Annotated in this window: 17 protein-coding genes; 15 read left to right on the forward strand and 2 right to left on the reverse strand. The window is 57.8% G+C overall.

Annotation, left to right across the window (positions count from 1 at the left end; genetic code table 11):
• Positions 1-20: 20 nt before the first annotated feature.
• The 8 genes from Q8N00_12030 (at position 21) to Q8N00_12065 (ending at position 7,463) form a co-directional block, all read left to right on the forward strand.
• Positions 21-1,622, forward strand: a complete 1,602-nt coding sequence (locus tag Q8N00_12030) for a CTP synthase (GenBank protein ID MDP2383522.1) — start codon at positions 21-23, stop codon at positions 1,620-1,622.
• A gap of 150 nt (positions 1,623-1,772) precedes the next feature.
• On the forward strand, positions 1,773-2,600 hold the full coding sequence (gene kdsA / locus Q8N00_12035; protein ID MDP2383523.1) for a 3-deoxy-8-phosphooctulonate synthase: 828 nt from the start codon (positions 1,773-1,775) through the stop codon (positions 2,598-2,600).
• 98 nt (positions 2,601-2,698) lie between these two features.
• Entirely contained in the window at positions 2,699-3,601 is a 903-nt protein-coding gene (locus tag Q8N00_12040; protein MDP2383524.1) for a KpsF/GutQ family sugar-phosphate isomerase, read from the forward strand.
• 189 nt (positions 3,602-3,790) lie between these two features.
• Positions 3,791-4,387 (forward strand): CDP-diacylglycerol--glycerol-3-phosphate 3-phosphatidyltransferase, encoded by a 597-nt coding sequence (pgsA, locus tag Q8N00_12045; protein ID MDP2383525.1) that lies wholly within the window; start codon positions 3,791-3,793, stop codon positions 4,385-4,387.
• A 245-nt stretch (positions 4,388-4,632) separates the two neighbouring features.
• Entirely contained in the window at positions 4,633-5,214 is a 582-nt protein-coding gene (gene plsY / locus Q8N00_12050; protein ID MDP2383526.1) for a glycerol-3-phosphate 1-O-acyltransferase PlsY, read from the forward strand.
• Between the two features lie 340 nt (positions 5,215-5,554).
• Positions 5,555-5,929, forward strand: a complete 375-nt coding sequence (locus Q8N00_12055) for a PilZ domain-containing protein (protein MDP2383527.1) — start codon at positions 5,555-5,557, stop codon at positions 5,927-5,929.
• On the forward strand, positions 5,930-6,316 hold the full coding sequence (locus Q8N00_12060; GenBank protein ID MDP2383528.1) for a hypothetical protein: 387 nt from the start codon (positions 5,930-5,932) through the stop codon (positions 6,314-6,316). It abuts the gene before it with no gap.
• 238 nt (positions 6,317-6,554) lie between these two features.
• Positions 6,555-7,463: an HNH endonuclease gene (locus Q8N00_12065; protein ID MDP2383529.1), complete on the forward strand. Its 909-nt coding sequence runs from the start codon at positions 6,555-6,557 to the stop codon at positions 7,461-7,463.
• Positions 7,464-7,631: 168 nt separating this feature from the next.
• Here Q8N00_12065 and Q8N00_12070 read toward each other — a convergent pair whose 3' ends face one another.
• Positions 7,632-8,660, reverse strand: a complete 1,029-nt coding sequence (locus tag Q8N00_12070; GenBank protein MDP2383530.1) for a TIM44-like domain-containing protein — start codon at positions 8,658-8,660, stop codon at positions 7,632-7,634.
• A gap of 191 nt (positions 8,661-8,851) precedes the next feature.
• Between Q8N00_12070 and Q8N00_12075 the strand changes: the two genes are divergently transcribed.
• The gene (locus Q8N00_12075) at positions 8,852-8,974 is read left to right on the forward strand and encodes a hypothetical protein (protein ID MDP2383531.1); all 123 of its coding nucleotides are present in this window, start codon (positions 8,852-8,854) and stop codon (positions 8,972-8,974) included.
• 97 nt (positions 8,975-9,071) lie between these two features.
• Here the strand turns inward: Q8N00_12075 and Q8N00_12080 are convergent, their stop codons facing one another.
• Complete coding sequence (locus Q8N00_12080; GenBank protein ID MDP2383532.1) at positions 9,072-9,281, reverse strand: hypothetical protein; 210 nt, start codon at positions 9,279-9,281, stop codon at positions 9,072-9,074.
• Between the two features lie 342 nt (positions 9,282-9,623).
• On the opposite strand from Q8N00_12080, the gene Q8N00_12085 reads away from it, so the two are divergent.
• The 6 genes from Q8N00_12085 to Q8N00_12110 all read left to right on the forward strand — a co-directional run bounded on the left by Q8N00_12085 (position 9,624) and on the right by Q8N00_12110 (position 15,952).
• A complete protein-coding gene (locus tag Q8N00_12085) occupies positions 9,624-9,995 on the forward strand; it encodes a hypothetical protein (protein ID MDP2383533.1) in 372 nt (123 codons plus the stop codon).
• On the forward strand, positions 9,992-11,833 hold the full coding sequence (locus Q8N00_12090; protein MDP2383534.1) for a glutamate mutase L: 1,842 nt from the start codon (positions 9,992-9,994) through the stop codon (positions 11,831-11,833). The genes Q8N00_12085 and Q8N00_12090 overlap by 4 nt, the downstream gene beginning before the upstream one ends.
• A 92-nt stretch (positions 11,834-11,925) precedes the next feature.
• The gene (locus Q8N00_12095; GenBank protein ID MDP2383535.1) at positions 11,926-13,056 is read left to right on the forward strand and encodes a hypothetical protein; all 1,131 of its coding nucleotides are present in this window, start codon (positions 11,926-11,928) and stop codon (positions 13,054-13,056) included.
• Between the two features lie 4 nt (positions 13,057-13,060).
• Positions 13,061-14,392 (forward strand): hypothetical protein, encoded by a 1,332-nt coding sequence (locus tag Q8N00_12100; protein MDP2383536.1) that lies wholly within the window; start codon positions 13,061-13,063, stop codon positions 14,390-14,392.
• Positions 14,389-15,039, forward strand: a complete 651-nt coding sequence (locus Q8N00_12105; protein MDP2383537.1) for a hypothetical protein — start codon at positions 14,389-14,391, stop codon at positions 15,037-15,039. Before Q8N00_12100 ends, Q8N00_12105 begins: the two co-directional genes overlap by 4 nt.
• 85 nt (positions 15,040-15,124) lie before the next feature.
• Positions 15,125-15,952 carry a hypothetical protein gene (locus Q8N00_12110; protein ID MDP2383538.1) on the forward strand — a complete coding sequence of 276 codons (828 nt, stop codon included), beginning with the start codon at positions 15,125-15,127 and terminating at the stop codon, positions 15,950-15,952.

Raw genomic sequence — 15,952 nt, forward strand, 5'->3', positions numbered from 1 at the left:
CCGACAAGATGGGGGCCACGATGAGCAAGTTCATTTTTGTCACAGGCGGAGTCGTCTCCTCCCTGGGGAAGGGGCTCGCCTCAGCCTCGATCGGTAACCTGCTCGAAAGCCGGGGGTTGAAGATCACGTTCCTCAAGCTCGACCCCTACATCAACGTCGATCCCGGCACGATGAATCCCTATCAACATGGGGAAGTCTATGTCACGGACGACGGCGCAGAGACAGACCTGGATCTCGGCCATTATGAACGGTACACGTCCCTGACTCTGACTAAAGAAAACAACTACACGACCGGCCGGATCTACCATTCGGTCATCAGCAAAGAGCGGCGCGGCGATTACCTCGGCGGGACCGTGCAGGTGGTGCCCCACGTGACCGATGAGATCAAGCAATGCATCATGCGTATCTCGCAGGGGGTCGACGTCACGATTGTGGAGATCGGCGGCACGGTCGGCGACATCGAGAGTTTGCCATTTCTCGAAGCGATTCGGCAGATGCCCTACGACGTCGGGCGTGAGAATGTGCTCTATGTCCATCTCACACTGGTGCCCTACATCGGAGCGGCCGGTGAGTTGAAGACCAAGCCGACGCAACATTCCGTCAACAAGCTGAGGGAAATCGGTATCCAGCCGCATATTCTCCTCTGCCGGACCGACCGGTATCTGCCGCCGGAACTCAAGGGCAAGATCGCCATGTTCTGCAACGTCGAAAAAGACGCGGTCATCACGGCCAAGGACGTCGATACGATCTACGAAGTGCCGATCGTGTTCCGGAAGGAAGGATTGGACGAGCTGATCGTGCGCTTACTCCATCTTGAGACCGGTCCTCCGAACCTGCGCGAATGGGATGCTATGGTCCAGAAGATCAAGCATCCCAAGCATGAAGTCTCCGTCGCACTGGTCGGCAAGTATGCGGGGTTGAAGGATTGTTATAAGAGTCTCTCGGAATCGCTGGTCCATGGCGGCGTCGACCATGAAACGAAGGTGAACATCGAGTGGATCGAGTCGGAGGAGATTGAACGGCAGGGGACCGAGCGGATTCTGCGTGAGGTCGATGGCATCCTGGTGCCAGGCGGGTTCGGCGCGCGTGGGATCGAAGGGAAAATCGCTGCTATTCGCTACGCCAGGGAGCATCAGATTCCGTTTTTCGGCTTGTGTCTTGGTATGCAATGCGCGACGATCGAGTTCGCACGGAACGTCGCCGGCTTGGCCGGCGCCAACAGCGCGGAATTCGATGCGGCCTCCCCCTATCCCGTCATTCACTTGATGTCGGACCAGCAGTCCGTCAGCGACAAGGGCGGGACGATGCGGCTCGGGTCCTATATCTGTAAGCTTGGGGAGGGAACCCTCGCCCAAAAGATGTACGGAGTGAGCGAAGTGCGTGAGCGCCATCGGCACCGGTACGAATTCAACAACGCCTACCGTGAACAATTGCTCGCCAAAGGACTCGTGCTGAGCGGGTTGTCGCCGGACGGTCGGCTCGTCGAGATCGTCGAACTCCTTAATCATCCCTGGTTCCTGGCAACGCAATTCCATCCGGAATACAATTCGAGGCCCCACCGGCCCCATCCGCTCTTTAGCGGTTTTGTCGGCGCCGCGTTACGTCGAAAGTGCGGCCACTGAGGTGATATGCTGAAACCGGCTTTCAGCTTCGTTCTCGGGTCGACAAAATCCTCAACGTACCCCTGAGGGTACGCTTCAGATTTTGTTTCGCATGCGGCCTCGCTGAACATCAGGTTTGAGCATCTCACGGGAGACAAGATCAGGAAATTTATGGCACACGAAGTTCACATCGGTTCATTCACAGTCGGGGCTGGGCATCGGCCGTTTTTGATTGCCGGGCCCTGTGTCATCGAGAGCGAACAGCTCGTGCTGGAGACGGCAGCGCGTATTGCCGAGATCACTCAGTCTCTGGGCATCCCCTATGTTTTCAAGTCGTCCTTCGACAAGGCCAACCGGACCTCGATCACGTCCTATCGTGGGCCTGGTCTCGAACAGGGCCTGGCGATTCTGAAGAAGGTGAAGGATCAGCTGGGCCTGCCCATCTTGACGGACGTGCATACAGAGGAACAGGCGACCGAGGCAGGGAAGATTGTTGACGTGCTCCAGATTCCTGCCTTTCTCTGTCGGCAGACGGACTTGCTCATCGCGGCCGCGAAAACTGGAAAAGTGGTGAACGTCAAAAAGGGGCAGTTCCTCTCGCCGCAAGAAATGGGCAATGCGGTCAAAAAAGTCGAGGAGTCAGGAAACAAGCGGATCGTCCTGACCGAACGGGGCTCGTCGTTCGGCTATAATAATCTCGTCGTCGATATGCGGTCCTTTCCGGTCCTTCGAAGCTTCGGCTATCCGGTGGTATTCGACGCCACCCATAGTGTGCAGTTGCCGGGCGGTGGGGGAACGAAGTCCAGCGGCCAGCGCGAATTTGTTGAACCGTTGGCCTGCGCGGCTGCCGGAGCCGGAGTCGACGGCTTCTTCATGGAAGTCCATCCCAATCCTGACGAGGCCCTGTCAGACGGGCCCAACATGGTGCCGCTTCATCAGCTCAAAGCTTTGCTAGAACGGGTTCTACGGATATGCGACGCGTCACAACTTCGAACGTAACCAAGCCGAAAGGCGCCAGAGCCACGACGCCGAATGCTGCAACCAGCCTTGAAGTAGGCCGGCGTGTGTTGGGCATCGAAGCCCGTGCCGTCCAGGCGATGGTGCAGCGTCTCGATCGTGGTTTCTCGGATGCGGTGGACCTGCTCTATGCCTGTAAGGGTAAGGTAGTCGTCTCTGGCATGGGGAAGTCCGGTTTGATCGGTCAGAAGATCGCCGCGACGATGGCCAGCACCGGGACGCCCTCGTTCTTTCTCCACCCGGCTGAAGGGCTTCACGGCGATCTGGGTATGTTGGCGCGTGGCGATGTGCTCATCGCGATTTCAAATAGCGGCGAGACGCAGGAGATCCTGCAGCTCCTGCCATTTATGAAGCGAATGAGCATTCCGGTCGTGGCGATCGTCGGCCGCATGGCTTCGACTCTGGCGAAGAACAGCGACGTGGCGCTAGATGTGTCCGTGACAGAAGAGGCCTGTCCCATGGGATTGGCGCCGACAGCAAGCACGACCGCGACGCTTGCGATGGGCGACGCCTTGGCCGTGGCCTTGCTGGAGAAGCGCGGATTCAAGGAGCAGGATTTTGCGCAGTTTCATCCGGGTGGAACGCTCGGGCGCCGTCTCTTGGTGAAAGTGCGGGACGTTATGCATGTCGGCGCGGAGCTCCCGCAAGTGAAGGACAGCGTCTCAGCCTCGGCAGCCATGCTGGAAATGTCTGCGAAAAAACTCGGTATGACCACGGTCGTCGATCGAGCCGGTGCTTTGGCGGGAATTATTACTGACGGAGATTTGCGGCGGTTTCTCCAACAGGGCGGGGACTTCTCCAAGATCACGGCCGGGGCCCTGGCCTCGCGCCATCCCAAGTTGATCGGACCGGATGAGTTAGCAGCCAAGGCAGTCCAAATGATGGAGCGGTATTCCATCACCACGCTCGTCGTCGCGGAATCGGCCAAGCGCATTGTCGGGGTCGTACATTTGCACGATCTGCTCAAGCACGGCATCGTTTAGGCAGGCTGCTGAAAATGTTTTCCAGCTTCCTTCTCGGCTCCTCGAAACCCTCAACGTGCGCCGAGGGTACACCTCCGGTTTCGACTTGCCTATGGCCTTGCTGGACGGCCTGTTTGAGCATCCTGTGGGGTTGTTTTTCTGTGGTGCCAGCCTAGTATTTTTGCAGCAGGCCAATGGAGTGGGTGCCCGATGAATCGCGTATTGGAAGTATGGAAATCGGTCGGGCAGGAATCGCTCAACCTGCCGAACTTCATTACGCTCACTCGCATCCTCTTGATTCCAGTCTTCGTGGTGCTCTTTGCCACGCCGACCCCGGATCGATCACTGATCGCGGCCATTGTCTTTATCGTCGCAGCGGTCACCGATATGTTGGATGGCTATCTGGCCCGCCGGAATGGCCAGGTGACCACCGTCGGAAAGCTGCTCGATCCCATTGCCGACAAGCTGTTGGTCCTGTCCGCATTGATTCTCCTGCTCAACATCGATCGTGTCAGCGCGCTGGTTGCGATACTCATCATCGCACGCGAGGTCGCGGTCACCGGTATTCGAGCCATCGCCGCAGGAGAAGGCATGGTCATCGCCGCTGAGACGACGGGCAAGTACAAGATGGCGCTGCAAGTCGTGGCGATCGCGATGTTGATTCTCGAGGGCACGTTCTTGTCTGGCCTGGGTAACCTGCACCTGGCCGGTACCGTGACCCTGTATCTGTCGCTCGTGTTCGGCTATGTTTCCGGAGCGCAATATGTATGGAGCTTCTGGAAGCAGGTCGTCGCTAAGGGACTGTAGCAGGATGCTGAAAACGTTCGCCAGCCTCGCTCTCGGCTCATCGAAATCCTCAACGTCCCCACGAGGGGACGCATCCGGTTTCTGCGGCCTTGCTTGGGACAAAGCGCGTCTCGGCGCGCCTGGGTTGGGCGGGTGAGAAGTCTGGCCGTTTTGAGCATCCTGCGTGGGGTTTACGAGTTCTTGTGGCCTGTGCACCTCCCTTTCTCATTTCCTAATCCATGAACGAAGACTTTCTTTGGGTTCTCATGGCAATGGTCGGCTACTTGCTGGGGGCTATTCCCTTTGGCGTCGTCGTGTCTAAAGCGATGGGGTTGCCCGATCCGCGTACGGTCGGGAGCAAGAACGTCGGCTTCACTAATGTGCTGCGTGTGTCGGGCAAGAAGGCGGGAGTCCTCACGCTCCTTGGCGACATGGGCAAGGGGTGGGTGATGGGGTGGGCTGCCATGCAGTGGCTCACTGATGAACGGTTCATCATGCTCGTTGCCCTCTCGACAATCTTGGGCCATCTCTTTTCACCATTCCTGAAATTCAAAGGGGGGAAGGGGGTGGCGACGGCCTTAGGTGCGGTGTTGGGTCTGTCTCCCTCAATCGGATTCCTCTTACTGCTGATCTGGCTTGGAGCGGTCGCGATCTGGCGCTACTCCTCTGGCGGCGCGCTGGCGGCTTTCGGATGCCTTCCGGTCGTGGCGATTGTGAATGAGCAGCGACAGGAGTTTTTTGTGTTTTCCTTGATCGTCAGTGGGCTGATCTGGGTCAAACACAAAGACAATATCGCGCGTCTGTGGAATGGGACGGAATCTAAAATAGGGCAAAAAAAACAGGGATAGAGGGCTGGAGATTCTTGGCCTGTCCTTGGTGCTCTCGCCATCAGCTTCTCGCCCCTGCCATAAGGTATAGACCCTAAGTTTCTTGTTCGCTTCTCCTCAGCCATCTGTTATCAGTTAGACGTTCCTATCCTCCCGCTCCACCTCCAACGCGCGTTACGCGTTCCGGCTGTATCGATTCTTTCACATTCGTATCGGGCACGATACAGACCTACAGCTGACGAAGCCTCCTCCCTGTCAAAAAACGTGAAAACACTAATCAATTTGAGCGGCGGTCGCTCGGCACGAGAGTTGCGATCTGCCTCTGCATCATCGGTTGCACAGTGTGAAGGAGGAATCCGCCATGGAGCTCATGTTGCCAGTTTTACACGAAGAGGATTGTTTCGTGCCACGGATTGATCTCCGGCGGTATCTGCGCAAGGCGGTGAATCTCGGCATCCTCCTCGCGGGTGAGGGCGAACTTACGAGAGGGCAGGTGATCGATCTGACGACGAGGGGGTGCGGGATTCGGCTTAACCTGCCTCTCGTATGCGGGCAGTGCCTTACCCTCAAACTGTACCCCGGCGATGGTTCGTCTGCAGTGATTTGCGACCTGGTACAGGTGCAGTGGGTGAAAGAGGGGCGGGCAGGCCTGATCTTCCTCTCGATGTCGCTTAAGAACGAGCTTCGGCTGCACCGGCTCTGCGACGAATATCTCCTATCCAAGGTTGAGGACTAGATGCTGGCCTATTGCTCTCCCTATGTGTCGCTCGAGAATGTCGAAACGGAGACCCCCTCTGGTCAGGCTATCGGGGTGGATGTCACGAGCATCCTGCTTGAAACATGGTGCGCCCATGAACTTTTGTGGGTCGTGTATGAACGCAATACCCCATCCGTTTGGGCGCAAGTCGTCGGACATCTGCGAGGATACCTGGGGTGTTTATGGGTGTCGGAGGCGCTACGAGGGGAGAAGGCCAGCGAGGCATTTTCCGTCATCTGCGACCAATCCACGATGACCCCGGAAGACATTCGCAATGGTCATCTCATCTGTCTCGTCGGCGTCGCGCTCGTCACGCCCGGGGACTTTACGTTCTATCGAATCCACATTCGTCAGAAGAGCTGTTAGTGGCTCGTTGCTTTTCCTGCTGTCGGTTCTCCTCTTTGGCCACTCCCACGGTGCATTCCCTCTGGGAAAGGACTATTCTTCGATAACGGTTATTCAATGAAGTCTGGCCTGCCAGGGTTTGTCTCGGACTTAACGAGCAAGGACGTCTGCGATCGTCGGATATCTGTCTGATCGCAAGACCTATTTCAGAAATGTTCATGTCGTCCTTGGGTGACAGGGCATGTAAGGGAGAATTGTCATGCGCGATGTGGAAGACCAGAAACAGCTCAAGGGGGTTGCTGAAGCACTGCACAAGGAACTCTCCAGACGGCTCGGCAGAATGATCCGTCTGCGTACCGTGCTTCCGCTCAAAGAGTCTCACACCAACGGATGGCGTGTCGAACTGGGATCGTTGGGGCTGGGAGAGCCAAGAGTAGAGGTTTGGTATTGTGAATGGTCCGGCACGAAAGGCCAAAGACGCATATGGTACGGCTTCTATGCTGCGCAGGCAGACAAGCTGCGGAAGAGAGTCGCCGCATTGCCTGAGGCCCTTCGGCCTGTGCGACGGTTGAGCGAGCAGGACATGAGACTTGCTGCGGGATCACGATCAGACGATGTGCTCAGAAAACCGTTGGACGTTGGTGACTATGACCGTCCCATCTATGAGGAGTTTGATGAGAGTGAGGGCCCATATGCCTATTATGGATTGTTTGATTCGGCCCTTCCAGAGAGCGACGATACGGTTTTTGGCATCGTGGCCCGCGCAACGAGTTTTTTTGAAGCTGTGATCAAGAGCCCGCCGGCCAAGGTACAGGTGCACGAGAAAGATCAGGATCAGGAGGAGGCCTATGCGCATTATGAAAACCGTCAGGTGGTGCGCCAGCATCTGGCTCGTGAACAGAGCCGTCCGTTAGCGGAACAATGTAAGCGGCGGGACAATTATCGCTGTCAGGTATGTGAGATGACCTTTCGCGAGCTGTACGGAGACATTGGTAAAGCCTTCGCTGAAGCGCACCACATCGTTCCGCTGAATCGCCTTGCGAACGCTGTGGAGGCGTCTCTCAGCGATCTAGTTACCGTTTGTGCCAATTGTCACCGGATGCTGCATAAGCTTGATGGAGGAGAAGAGGATCTGGCGAAGTTGAGGAGAATGCTCCACCGTCGGTAAGGACAGGCATCTCTCGTTAGGTCGTGGGGTGATGACACTTGTCGCTGAGGGTATCCTGCCAGAAGATGATCTTAGGATGGAACGCAACAACGGGGGCCGCAACGATCGTTGCGGCCCCCGTTGTCCTAATCGTATCGGCTCCGGCAATACCTCTTGCCGAGCTGGCGCCTAATCGACTTGTTGGATAGCTGAGAGTAACCACTTTCCGTCTTGGAATCGCATGAAGGTCCAGACTTCGCTCGATTCGGACGGCTTCTCTTCGTTGCCCTCGACGAGATAACCTGCTTCTCCGCGCTGCTTCTTCAAGGAAATCGTATAGTCGCGGGCGCTCCAATGTAGGCTCACCGTTGCGTACTGCGTGGCATTTTCTGTCCAGGCTTCCCGGACTTCCGCCCGTCCCAGGACCACATCTTCCACGTGATTTTCGATATCCCGGCTGGTGTTCTCTGCCAGCGCGGTGCTGAAATAGGTCAGCATCTCCGGTGTGACGAATCGCCGCAATCCCGTCAGGTCTTGCTTGCTCCAGGCTGTCTGAATGTCGGTCAGCAGTTGCTGGAAGGCCGCCTTGTCTGCAGCGGTCACGTCGCTGACCACGGTTGAGACCAGTCCTGTCGTGGCGGATGGCTCTGTCAGCAGGGATCCGCCGACTGCGCTGCTCCTCGTGATCCCGGAAAAATCAGGGATCGCCGGCCGCCGGACTTTCAGGAAATAAAATAGCGTTCCTGTGACCAGAAGCATGAGGAAGAGAAGAATGCCGGTTGAGCTAGAGGCGCCGGCTGCCTGGGTGGCTTCGCTGGCCGGTTCACCTGCTTCGCTCGTTTTTGCGCTGCTCTCGGTCGCGCCGAAGAGCATATGGCCGAGCCACGATCCGGCGAGGCCGCCTGCGATTCCGGCCATGAGAGGATTACGCTGTAGAAACGAAGGCCGGCTGGCCGGTTGGGCTGCGGGGGTCTGGCCGGCTGGCGTGGCTGGTGGTGCAGTTGCCGGCTTGGGGGTGGCCGATTGCTGAATCGGGCTCGCGCCATTCTGGTCGTGGGTGCGGGAGCCACGGCTCCCTATGCTGCTCCCGGTGCTTCCACTCCGAGACCCGCTGGAGTACCCTCCACCGGATCCGCCTCGCGCCTTTGCGAAGGAGAGGGTCGGGGCTCCGATCAGAGACAATACGATGGTGGCAGCAATGAGTTGCGTTTTGTTCAAGGCTAGCGTCCTTTCAATCGATGTCAGGAATCAATCGGTCAGAGATCGTGATCCTAACAGTATTGGTTCCAAGAAAGCCGAAGATTCGGAAACGTGCCGTTGCGAGAATTGCACAACGGGTCAGGTCGGAAGGGCATGATGCGTTTGAACGGTCCGCAGCAACATGAACGAAGTTTGGTGGGACCGGCATCGTGACGGACGACGATGTCAGACATGTCGAAGACCAGGTGCGCCGCAAAGTTGACGAGTTCATCAAGGATTATCAGGTGGTGAAATCCGATCGGAGAGGGAGCGATCGACTCAAGAGCCCCTAGGGGCCTCCCGTGGCAGGCTCAGCCTGATGCTGTTGCCAGGGGAGGTGAAGGCTATGGTTAGGGTTAGGCGATTTGGATGAAGAGGATCGTCAGGTTTTTAGCCAATGACGTTCCGGCCGATTTGAGCGAGTTCTTCCCGATGTTTTCGGTTCTCTTCTTGTTGGCGCCTGAGCATGTCAGAGGTATGGCCGTAGGTCGGTTCGCTCACCGCACCACGAATTCCGTTGCCAATGAACAGGCCTTGCCTGCTTTCTTTCAGGCTCGGGCGTTCTCTATCCATTGTCATATGGGGGACTCTCTTCTCCATCAGCTCTCTCCTTCGTGTGTGTGGTTTCTGGTTGCGCTATAGGCATGCGACAACCTGTCGGCTGGTACCTATGCAGGAGCTATTCCTCAGGATCTGAGCGTGAACCGCTTCTAACGGACAGGGTTCAGGAAATATGAGCATGCAAGGATGGGATGACACCCAATATGGTGCCAGGGGTAGAGCAACAAATCGTGCTGACTGTTCACGTTGCGTAGGGTGAGGGGGAGGAATGTGGGCAAGTAGCCTTCCCATCCCCCCTCTTCATTGACTCTCCTCAATCCCATTCATATAATGACCGGCATCATTGGATTTTGACTGCCTTTCCAAATACTTATGGCTTCCTTGCTCAAGAATTCTCTGGCGGAAACGTGGGATAAGGTCCGTGCGGAATTCTCCCATGCCTTTTCGACCACATCCGAGGCCGAGCCATTCACCATTGAAGACCTCTCGTTGCTTGAGCGGGTGGCCGACGCGGTGGTGAAGCGGGGCATGACTGCTCCCGCCACCGTATTTCTGGAATCGCTTGGGCCCATGAATTTCCTCGGGAGCCAGGCCCTGTATTTTCTGACCCCGATCATTGAATGGGCGTTTCATGCCAAGGAAGTCGAGCAAGTGGCCCGGTTGCTTGAGCGACGCGATACGATCTCTCGTCTCATCTCTCTGATTGAAACGAAGTCTGCTCCCCAGGCTCCTCAAGGAGCCTCTGCTCAATGACTGTGCCGAATGCAGCACCCAACAAGCCGGTGATCGCCCATCCTCTCAACGTCATCGTGGCGACCGACTGTGGCAGCACGACGACCAAAGCCATTCTGATCGAGAAAGTCGGAGACGAATACCGGCAGACCTATCGCGGGGAGGCCCCGACGACGGTGGAAGCGCCGTTCGAAGATGTGACGCGCGGGGTACTCAACGCGATTGCGGAGATTGAAGAACTCTCCGGCCGGAAAATTCTGGACGGCGACACCATCATTACGCCCTGCCGCGATGCGAAGACCGGTGTCGACATCTACATCTCCACCAGCAGCGCAGGTGGAGGATTGCAGATGATGGTGACCGGGGTGGTGCAGAACATGACGGGGGAAAGTGCGCAACGGGCCGCGCTCGGAGCCGGCGCCATCGTCATTGATGTACTCGCGTCGAACGATGGCCGTCTGCCACATGAGAAGATCGAGCGTATCCGGACGATGCGACCGGACATGATCTTGATGTCCGGCGGGACGGACGGCGGCGCGGTCACCCATGTGGTGGAGATGGCGGAGTACATCGCGGCGGCGGACCCACGCCCCCGGTTCGGAGCCACCTATAAGCTCCCGTTGGTCTACGCGGGGAACAAAGACGCGCAGCCGCAAGTGAAGAAAATCCTGGAAGAGAAAACCGCGTTGGTCTTGACCGACAACATCCGTCCGGTATTGGAGCGGGAGAACCTTGCGCCGGCGCGCAACAAGATCCACGACCTGTTTCTCGAACATGTCATGCAACAGGCGCCTGGCTATAAGAAGCTGATCGAGATGGCCGGTGCGCCGATCATGCCGACGCCGGCGGCGGTCGGTGTGATCATGGAAACGATCGCCAAGCGGGAGCATTTAAACTTGATCGGGGTGGACATCGGCGGCGCGACGACGGACGTATTCTCGGTGTTCGAAGGACTTTTCAACCGGACCGTCAGCGCGAACCTCGGCATGTCCTATAGCATTTCCAATGTGCTGGCCGAAGCAGGGCTCGCTAACATCATGCGGTGGGTGCCCTTCACGATCGACGAACAGACGCTCCGCAACCGGATTAAGAACAAGATGGTCCGTCCGACGACGATTCCGCAGACGCTGGACGAGTTGCAGATCGAACATGCGATCGCCCGCGAAGCGCTCCGGCTCGCCTTGATCCATCACAAATCCCTCGCGACGGCCCTCAAGGGAATACAACAAGAGCGCACCATCTCGGATGTGTTCGAACAGCAACAGTCCGGCAAGACGCTGATTGACATGCTCAAGCTCGATTTGATCGTCGGAAGCGGGGGGATTCTGTCCCATGCGCCGCGCCGCATCCAGTCGATGCTCATGATGGTGGATGCCTATGAACCGCTCGGAGTGACGAGGCTCTCGGTCGACAGTATCTTTATGATGCCGCATCTGGGCATGCTCTCGGCGATCGATGAGAAGGCGGCAACCGATGTCTTCGTGCGTGATTGCATGGTCTACCTGGGGACTTGTGTCGCGCCGATCGGGCAGGGGAAAGAGGGAGAACGGTGTGCGGACTATGCCATCACGTTCTCTGATGGCCGGATCGACAAGGGGCAACTTTCATTTGGCGATCTGCGGCTGGTGCCCCTGGCCAGCGATCAGAAGGCCTCGATCACGATTCAACCGGAGAAACAGGTAAATCTCGGGGCAGGGGTAGGAGTTGCCGTCACGCGCGAGGTGCAAGGCGGTGTGGTGGGACTGCTCCTTGATGGGCGCGGACGTCCCTTGCAGTTGCCGACCGATCGCGATGCCAGAATGGCATCGTTGAAGAAATGGTATCAGGCCGTCGGATTGTACCCAGGAAGTGATGTGTGATGAGTGAAGGGTGATGGGCGGGAAAGGCTATAAGAGAATGTGCGATCTGTACCCATCACGCATCACTGATCACCTATCACGGCATTAAAACTATGGCCCATTCCTACACTCCAGGCCTCACCGTTACCGAGCAGGCAACCATCCGTCGCCGACGGCTGTTGTCGCTGCCTGGCACCGTGCTGGTGGCAGCGGGGGAGACGGTGCGCGCGAATCAGCCGGTCGCTCGTGCAGAATTGCCAGGGAAGGTCTATCCCCTGAACCTCGCCAATCAGTTGGGTGTGGCGCCGGACGAGATCAATGAATATTTGATCAAAAAGGCCGGCGATCCGGTCAACAAAGGCGAGATCCTGGCCGAGAACAAGCCCCTCATCAAGTGGTTCAAGACGGAAGTGCTCTCGCCGATCACCGGTGTCGTGGAATCCCTATCCACGGTCACGGGCCAGGTGCTGTTGCGGGAGCCGCCGCGCGTCCTGGAGTTGCTGGGTTATGTGGACGGGCTCATTGTCGAGGTGATTCCGCAGCAGGGCGTCTTCGTCGAGACGGATTGTAGCCTGGTGCAGGGCATCTTCGGCATCGGTGGCGAAACCAGAGGCGAGATCGTGATTGCCGTGACGTCGCCGGACGACGTGCTCACGCCGCGTCACCTGACGCCGGCCATGAAGGGCAAGGTTGTTGTGGGAGGTTCCTTCATCTCGTCGGAGGCGTTGACGCGCGCGAAAGAGGTGGGGGTGGCAGGGTTGGTTATTGGCGGCATCCATGATAAGGATTTGCGCGCACTCCTGGGCTACGATCTTGGCGTGGCTATCACAGGCACGGAACAGGTCGGCTTTACGCTCATCCTCACTGAAGGGTTCGGCACCATTCCTATGGCCGATAAGACTTTCAATCTGCTCTCTGCCCATGCGGGCCAAGAGGCATCCATTTCCGGCGCGACGCAAATTCGTGCCGGAGTCATCAGGCCGGAGATCATCATCCCTAAAAGCGGTTCTGCGGGCAGGCGGGGCGCTGTCACCATGCCGGAGCGGGAAGGCATCCGGATCGGCGACCAGGTGCGCATCATTCGCGATCCCCTGTTCGGGAAGATCGGCGAAGTCGCGAGTCTGCCGCCGGATCTTCAGAAGATTCCGACTGAGAGCGAAGTGCGCGTGATGGAAGTCCGCTTTGCCGACGGCAGCAGGGTGATGATTCCCAGGACGAACATTGAATTGATCGAGGGGGCCTAGCAGGATGCTGAAAACGTCTGCCAGCTTCGCTCTCGACTCGCCTGCGGCCTTGCTGAACAGCCGGTTTGAGCATCCCGCCTTATGGAAGGTATCGGTGCTCCTGCTCGTGGCTATTCTGAGTCAGTCATGGTTGCCGGTGTTTGCCCAAACAGCCGAGACGAAGAAAACCCTCTCTCCTCCGCAAGACGTTCGTGTCTTCGATACCCCCAGCGATGGTGGCGGCAGCTTGACCCTGGTCTGGGCTCCCGCGCCCTACGATAGTGCCGCGACCAAGTATCAGATTTTACTGAGCGAGGGGATTGCGTTGCCGGACCCGGCTGCGATGAAGGTCGTGGCGGAGTTCCCTGCGAATCAGCATTATGTTCGTGAATCCAAGTGGCCCTGGTGGACAAGGCCGGCGACTAGAGACCAGCACCAGTTCACGCTGAGGAATGGACGAGGCGTCGAACTGAAGGACGGAGTCGTCTATAGCGTTGCCGTGGCTGCGGTCCTGAGTGACGACCGTGGCATCTCCCAGCCGGTGCAAGCGATGTCGCAACCGAACTGGATGAACTGGAATCAGATCAATAATTTGCTTCTGGCGCTATTGTTCGGTGGGATCGTGTTCTATGCGATCAGTACGGCCAGAAAGCGGGAGATCTTTCTCAGGCGCATTCCCGGCCTCGATGCCGTAGATGAGGCCATCGGTCGTGCGACCGAGTTGGGCAAGCCGATCCTCTACTTGACCGGCGCCCATGACATGAGCGATCCCTCCACCATTGCCGCGGCGGTCATCCTCGGGCGTGTGGCCAAACGTACGGCGGCCTACGAGACAGAGTTGCTCGTGCCGCACCGCGATCCCATCACCATGGCCGTCTGCCAGGAAATTACGAAACAGGCCTACCTGGAAGCAGGCAAGCCGGATCTCTACAAGGACGATTCGAACTTTTTCATTACATCCGATCAATTCAGCTATACCGCGGCAGTGGACGGCATCATGCTGCGGAAGAAGCCGGCTGCCAACTTCTTTATGGGGTCCTACTTCGCGGAAGCCTTGCTGTTGACGGAAACAGGCGCGAGTACCGGTGCTATTCAAATCGCCGGGACGGACTCCGATCACCAGTTGCCGTTCTTCGTGACCACCTGCGACTACACCTTGATCGGAGAGGAGCTTTACGCGGCCAGTGCCTATCTCTCCAGGGAACCTGTGCAGGTCGGCACGTTACGCGGTCAGGACATCGGTAAGGCGCTCATCCTCGGGGTGCTCGGCGTCGGGACCATCCTGGCCACCCTCGGGGTGCTGCTCGATGCGCAATGGCCGCAACTGTTTCTGGATGTCTTCAAGGACGTGAAATGATTTTTCTTCGCCGACAGGTGCCGCTCCTGATCACGCTCATCACCGGACTCGTGTTCGCGGGACAATATTATGTGCCGCACCCGGCCTCGGAGCTGATGTTGACCTCCGTCACCAAATGGCTCCAGATCATCGGCGGATTTGCGCTGGTGCTGGGAGTCAGCAGTTTGTTCCAGGTCCATGCCGTGAAGATCCGCCGCAAGGAAGCGGGGTGGGGTTATAGTTTTGTGCTGTACCTCAGTATGTTGGGGACGATCGCGGTCGGTCTCTGGTCCAACGGCAAGGAAGCCGTCGACGGCGCGATGACATCCTTTGGCTGGGTCTATAACTACATGATGGTCCCGCTGCAGGGGACGATGTTTGCGATTCTTGCGTTGTTTATTGCTTCTGCCGCCTATCGGTCCTTCCGTGCGCGGAGCCGTGAGGCGGCGGTGCTGCTCATTGCGGCGGTCATCGTCATGATGGGCCGCGTCCCGCTCGGAGAATATCTCATCCCGCTCAGCGGCGATCTCTCTCAGTGGATCTTGAACGTGCTCAACGCGTCGGTGCGACGCGCGATCCTGATCGGCGTCAGTCTCGGCACCGTCGCGCTCTCTATCAAGATTATCTTCGGCATGGAACGGTCGTATCTCGGCGGGGGGAAAGAGTGATGGGTGATGAGAAAATGAAGGTGTCTTTTCCCTGCCTATCACTGATCACCGTTCACTGGTCGCGCGTATGAGTTTCGCTGAACGCATGCTGAAAATCGACCGGCGGATCATCTTTCTGGTGATCGGCCTCTGCACGTTGTTGCCGCTGCTCTATCCGGTCGGGTTGCCGATCAAGATTTCGCCGGAGGTGCGCGGGGTCTACGACTACATCGAGTCGCTCCCTGAGGGCTCCGTGTTTCTCCTCTCACTGGACTTCGATCCTGCCTCGAAGCCGGAGCTGCATCCGCAATCGATCTCGCTGTTACGGCATGCCTTCAGGAAGAACCTGCGCGTGATCGCGATGACGCTCTGGGTCTCCGGCACCGGCATGGCCGATCAGGTCGTCACGCAGGTGGCCCGCGAGATGGGCAAGGAAAGCGGGAAGGACTATGTGTTCCTTGGCTGGAGTCCAGGCGGGACCGCCGTGATCATCAATATGGGGCAGGATCTCTACGGGGCCTTTCCTGCCGACTATAACGGCAAGCCCACGAAGGGCATGCCGGTGCTTCAAGGTATTGCCAATCTGCGGGATGTGAACTATGCGATCAGCCTGGGCGCGGGGAATCCCGGCGTAGAAGCCTGGTATGTGTTCGGCAAGGACAAGTACAAGTTCGAACTCGGAGGGGGCTGCACCGGCGTGATGGCGCCGGGGCTCTATCCGCTGTTGCGGAGCGGCCAGATCAACGGTCTCATCGGCGGCTTGCGTGGCGCGGCAGAGTACGAGACCTTGATGGGGCAAAAAGGGAAAGCCATTGCCGGCATGGATGCGCAATCCGCCACCCATCTCGCCATCATTGTGCTCGTCATTCTCTGTAACCTGTTCTATTTCTCCCTGCGCAGGCAGGCCAAGCTGGCGGGCCATTCGGGAGTATGA

The sequence above is a fragment of the Nitrospirota bacterium genome, assembly GCA_030684575.1.
Lineage (GTDB): Bacteria > Nitrospirota > Nitrospiria > Nitrospirales > Nitrospiraceae > Palsa-1315.

Bases quoted from the DNA above. Each gene is read 5' to 3' on its own strand.
- Q8N00_12030 (MDP2383522.1), top strand. From the start codon at position 21: ATGAGCAAGTTCATTTTTGTCACAGGCGGAGTCGTCTCCTCCCTGGGG.
- kdsA (MDP2383523.1), top strand. From the start codon at position 1,773: ATGGCACACGAAGTTCACATCGGTTCATTCACAGTCGGGGCTGGGCAT.
- Q8N00_12040 (MDP2383524.1), top strand. From the start codon at position 2,699: ATGGTGCAGCGTCTCGATCGTGGTTTCTCGGATGCGGTGGACCTGCTC.
- pgsA (MDP2383525.1), top strand. From the start codon at position 3,791: ATGAATCGCGTATTGGAAGTATGGAAATCGGTCGGGCAGGAATCGCTC.
- plsY (MDP2383526.1), top strand. From the start codon at position 4,633: ATGGCAATGGTCGGCTACTTGCTGGGGGCTATTCCCTTTGGCGTCGTC.
- Q8N00_12055 (MDP2383527.1), top strand. From the start codon at position 5,555: ATGGAGCTCATGTTGCCAGTTTTACACGAAGAGGATTGTTTCGTGCCA.
- Q8N00_12060 (MDP2383528.1), top strand. From the start codon at position 5,930: ATGCTGGCCTATTGCTCTCCCTATGTGTCGCTCGAGAATGTCGAAACG.
- Q8N00_12065 (MDP2383529.1), top strand. From the start codon at position 6,555: ATGCGCGATGTGGAAGACCAGAAACAGCTCAAGGGGGTTGCTGAAGCA.
- Q8N00_12080 (MDP2383532.1), bottom strand. From the start codon at position 9,281: ATGGAGAAGAGAGTCCCCCATATGACAATGGATAGAGAACGCCCGAGC.
- Q8N00_12090 (MDP2383534.1), top strand. From the start codon at position 9,992: ATGACTGTGCCGAATGCAGCACCCAACAAGCCGGTGATCGCCCATCCT.
- Q8N00_12095 (MDP2383535.1), top strand. From the start codon at position 11,926: ATGGCCCATTCCTACACTCCAGGCCTCACCGTTACCGAGCAGGCAACC.
- Q8N00_12100 (MDP2383536.1), top strand. From the start codon at position 13,061: ATGCTGAAAACGTCTGCCAGCTTCGCTCTCGACTCGCCTGCGGCCTTG.
- Q8N00_12105 (MDP2383537.1), top strand. From the start codon at position 14,389: ATGATTTTTCTTCGCCGACAGGTGCCGCTCCTGATCACGCTCATCACC.
- Q8N00_12110 (MDP2383538.1), top strand. From the start codon at position 15,125: ATGCTGAAAATCGACCGGCGGATCATCTTTCTGGTGATCGGCCTCTGC.